This window comes from Stenotrophomonas sp. PS02298 (assembly GCF_029959445.1).
In the GTDB taxonomy this organism is placed as follows: Bacteria; Pseudomonadota; Gammaproteobacteria; order Xanthomonadales; family Xanthomonadaceae; genus Stenotrophomonas.
On sequence record NZ_JASCOR010000240.1, the window covers coordinates 1 to 4,360 of the forward strand.

General features: G+C 64.7%; 3 protein-coding genes. 1 reads left to right on the top strand and 2 read right to left on the bottom strand.

The genetic code is table 11. The features are described from left to right. Positions 1-112 precede the first annotated feature (112 nt). Together QMX78_RS20270 and QMX78_RS20275 are read right to left on the bottom strand one after the other, a co-directional pair. Complete coding sequence (locus QMX78_RS20270; protein ID WP_282273019.1) at positions 113-1,777, bottom strand: CTP synthase; 1,665 nt, start codon at positions 1,775-1,777, stop codon at positions 113-115. A 129-nt stretch (positions 1,778-1,906) separates the two neighbouring features. Then, entirely contained in the window at positions 1,907-2,158 is a 252-nt protein-coding gene (locus QMX78_RS20275) for a hypothetical protein (protein ID WP_282273021.1), read from the bottom strand. A 157-nt stretch (positions 2,159-2,315) separates the two neighbouring features. Between QMX78_RS20275 and parE the strand changes: the two genes are divergently transcribed. After that, positions 2,316-4,205, top strand: coding sequence for a DNA topoisomerase IV subunit B (gene parE, locus QMX78_RS20280; protein WP_282273023.1), 1,890 nt, complete (start codon positions 2,316-2,318; stop codon positions 4,203-4,205). The last annotated feature ends 155 nt before the right edge of the window (positions 4,206-4,360 follow it).

Genomic DNA, 4,360 nt, shown 5'->3' on the forward strand with positions numbered 1-4,360 from the left:
GCCATGCTCGGCAGAGGCATTACCGGTGGAGCCCCTTGCCGAGCATGGCTCGGCACTACAGTGTCATTTCCCTCGGGAAGGCCTCTGCCGAGCATGGCTCGGCACTACCCCTTCAGGCGCGGGCTTCCTGCAACAGCTTGCCGCCGGCCTTCTTCTCGCGCGCGGCGCGGATGAAGCCGATGAACAGCGGGTGGCCGCCACGCGGGGTGGACAGGAACTCCGGGTGTGCCTGGCAGGCCAGGAACCACGGGTGCTGGTCACGCGGCAGCTCGACCACTTCCACCAGCGTGTCATCCATCGACTTGCCGGCAATCACCAGACCCGCGTCTTCCAACTGGGTGCGGTAGCGGTTGTTGAACTCGTAACGGTGGCGGTGACGCTCGGCCACCACGTCCTTGCCGTACAGCTCGCGGGCCAGGGTGCCCGGCTTGAGGCGCTGCTCCTGCAGGCCCAGGCGCATGGTGCCGCCCAGATCGGACTTCTCGTCGCGCTTCTCGACTTCACCGGTGGCGGTACGCCATTCGGTGATCAGGCCGATCACCGGATTCGGCGACTGGCGGTCGTTCTCGGTGCTGTTGGCGCCTTCGAGGCCAGCCACATGGCGGGCGTAGTCCACCACGGCCGCCTGCATGCCATAGCAGATGCCGAAGTACGGCACCTTGTGCTCGCGGGCATACTGCGAGGTCAGCACCTTGCCCTCGAAACCACGGTCACCGAAGCCGCCCGGCACCAGGATGCCGTCGACGCCGTCCAGCGCGGACAGGCCGGATTCTTCCAACTCCTGCGCTTCCAGCCACTTCAGGTTGACCTTGGTGCGCTGGCGCAGACCACCGTGCTTGAGCGCCTCGCCCACCGACTTGTACGCATCCTGATGGTCGACGTACTTGCCGACCACGGCGATGGTGACTTCATCCAGCGGGTGCAGCGCGGCGTCCAGCACTGACTCCCACTCGGACAGGTCGGCCGGACCGGCCTTGTCAGCCAGCTTCAGCTGGTTGACCACGATCTCGTCCAGGCCCTGCGCATGCAGGCCCATCGGCACGCGATACAGCACTTCCACGTCCGGCACGCTGATCACGGCGCGCTCGGAGACGTTGGTGAACAGCGAAATCTTGCGGCGCTCCGAGTCCGGGATTGCATGCTCGGAACGGCACAGCAGCACGTCCGGCTGGATGCCGATCGAGCGCAGTTCCTTGACCGAGTGCTGGGTCGGCTTGGTCTTCAGCTCGCCGGCGGCACCGATGTACGGCACCAGGGTGAGATGCATGAACAGCGCCTTCTCCGGGCCACGCTCGGTGCGCACCTGGCGGATGGCCTCCAGGAACGGCAGCGACTCGATGTCGCCAACGGTGCCGCCGATCTCCACCAGCGCCACGTCGAAGCCAGCAGTGGCCTCGTCGATGCAGCGGCGGATTTCATCGGTGATGTGCGGAATGACCTGCACGGTCGCGCCCAGGTAATCACCACGGCGCTCCTTGCGGATCACGTTCTCGTAGATACGCCCGGTGGTCACCGAGTTCTTGCGACTCAGGCGGTTATGGACGAAACGCTCGTAATGGCCCAGATCGAGGTCGGTCTCGGCACCGTCGTCGGTGACATAGACCTCGCCATGCTGGAAGGGGCTCATCGTGCCTGGATCGACGTTGATGTACGGATCCAGCTTCATCATGGTGACCTTCAGGCCACGCGCCTCGAGAATCGAGGCCAGGGACGCGGCTGCGATGCCCTTGCCTAGCGAGGACACCACACCACCGGTAACAAAAATAAGGGGGGTCACGGCTCACTGCCTCCCGGAAAGCCCTAGTTTAAAGGTTGTCGCCAAAACACCCAAGCATTGGATGCGGCGGATTAAAAAAAAGACGCCCCGACCTGCGCCGGGGCGTCCTTGAAACTCAGCAAAAGCGCGTCAGCGACGGCGACGGGCTTCCTCTTCCTCTTCTTCACGCGGCGCCGGCTGGTCAGCCTTGGCCTTGTCCTGGGCAGCGGCGGCGGCGCGGCGCTTGGCCTTCTGCTCGGCCTCGCTCTGCGCCTTGTCGACCGGGGCAGCCTGTGCGGCCTCGGCGGCCTTGCCCTTGTCAGCGCTCTGCGCCATCACGAAGGGAACGGCGGCAACGGCAGCGACAACAACACCCAGGGCCAGCAATTTTGATGTTTTCATCCAAAACCTCCTCGGCTTGCCCCGCCTGGAATGGCGGGCCTTTTTGGAACCGGATACAGGATACCTCGTCGCAGCTGCCCCGGCCCTGAATGCCCTGCGTGCAAAAATCGCCGCCAGACCGCACACTCCCACGTCGATTTGCGCCCTACCGAGATCCATGAACGCCCGTTACAACGCCGCTGACATCGAAGTCCTCTCTGGCCTGGACCCGGTCAAACGCCGTCCTGGCATGTATACCGACACTGCCCGCCCGAACCATCTGGCGCAGGAAGTGATCGACAACTCGGTCGATGAGGCCCTGGCCGGCCACGCCAAGACCGTGGAAGTCACCCTGTTCAAGGATGGCAGCTGCGAGGTCAGCGATGACGGCCGCGGCATGCCGGTGGACATCCACCCGGAAGAGAAAATCCCGGGCGTCGAACTGATCCTGACCAGGCTGCACGCCGGCGGCAAGTTCAACAACCGCAACTACACGTTCTCCGGCGGTCTGCACGGCGTCGGCGTATCGGTGGTCAACGCCCTGTCCACGCTGGTGGAGATCCATATCCGCCGCGACGGCAGCGAACACCGCATCACCTTCCGCGATGGCGACCGCGCCAGTCCACTGGAAGTGGTCGGCAGCGTCGGCAAGAAGAACACCGGTACCCGCGTGCGCTTCTGGGCCGACCCCAAGTATTTCGACACGCCCAAGTTCAATGTGCGCGCACTGCGCCACCTGCTGCGCGCCAAGGCCGTGCTGTGCCCGGGCCTGACCGTGAAGCTGACCGACGAAGCCACCGGCGAAGTCGACACCTGGTATTACGAGGACGGCCTGCGCGACTACCTGAAGGCCGAGCTGGGCGAGCGCGAAATGCTGCCAGCCGACCTGTTTGCCGGCTCACTGAAGAAGGAAACCGAGATTGTTGACTGGGCCGTGGCCTGGCTGCCGGAAGGCGAGCTGGTGCAGGAAAGCTACGTCAACCTGATCCCGACCGCCCAGCACGGCACCCATGCCAACGGCCTGCGCACCGGCCTGACCGAGGCGCTGCGTGAGTTCTGCGACTTCCGCAACCTGCTGCCGCGCGGCGTCAAGCTGGCCCCGGAAGATGTCTGGGACCGCGTCTCCTTCGTGCTGTCACTGAAGATGACCGATCCGCAGTTCAGCGGCCAGACCAAGGAACGCCTGTCCTCGCGCCAGGCCGCCGGCTTCGTCGAAGGCGCCGCCCATGACGCCTTCAGCCTGCTGCTGAACCAGAACGTGGAACTGGGCGAGAAGATCGCGCAGATCGCCATCGAGCGTGCCAGCGCGCGCCTGAAGACCGAAAAGCTGGTCACCCGCAAGAAGGTCACCCAGGGCCCGGCCCTGCCCGGCAAGCTGGCCGACTGCATCAGCCAGGACCTGTCGCGCACCGAGCTGTTCCTGGTGGAGGGCGACTCGGCAGGCGGCAGCGCCAAGCAGGCCCGCGACAAGGATTTCCAGGCCATCCTGCCGCTGCGCGGCAAGATCCTGAACACCTGGGAAGTCGCCTCGGGCAGCGTGCTGGCCTCGGAAGAAGTGCATAACCTGGCCATCGCAATTGGTTGTGACCCAGGCAAGGACGACCTGTCCGGCCTGCGTTACGGCAAGATCGTGATCCTGGCCGACGCAGACTCCGACGGCCTGCACATCGCCACCTTGCTGACCGCCCTGTTCCTGCGCCACTTCCCGTCGCTGGTGGATGCCGGCCACGTGTTCGTAGCAATGCCGCCGCTGTTCCGCGTCGATGTGGGCAAGCAAGTGTTCTACGCGCTGGATGAGGAAGAGAAGCGCTCCCTGCTGGACAAAATCGAGCGCGAGAAGATCCGCGGCCAGGTCAGCGTCACCCGCTTCAAGGGCCTGGGCGAAATGAATCCCTCGCAGCTGCGCGAATCCACCATCCACCCGGATACGCGCCGCCTGGTGCAGCTGACCGTGGACGACAGCGAGCAGACCTCGGCCTTGATGGACATGCTGCTGGCCAAGAAGCGCGCTCCGGACCGCAAGGGCTGGCTGGAGAGCAAGGGTGACCTGGCCTCGCTGGAAGCCTGATCCAAGCAATTTCGTTACGCCGAAAGCCCGCCTTCACCGGCGGGCTTTTTGTTGGCCGCGCGCCGCCATTTTTTCTTTTGTGGGAGCGGCGTGAGCCGCGAAGCTGGCATTGCCGACAAGACAGGGGCCTTTTGCCACCTGATGATGTGCGAGCT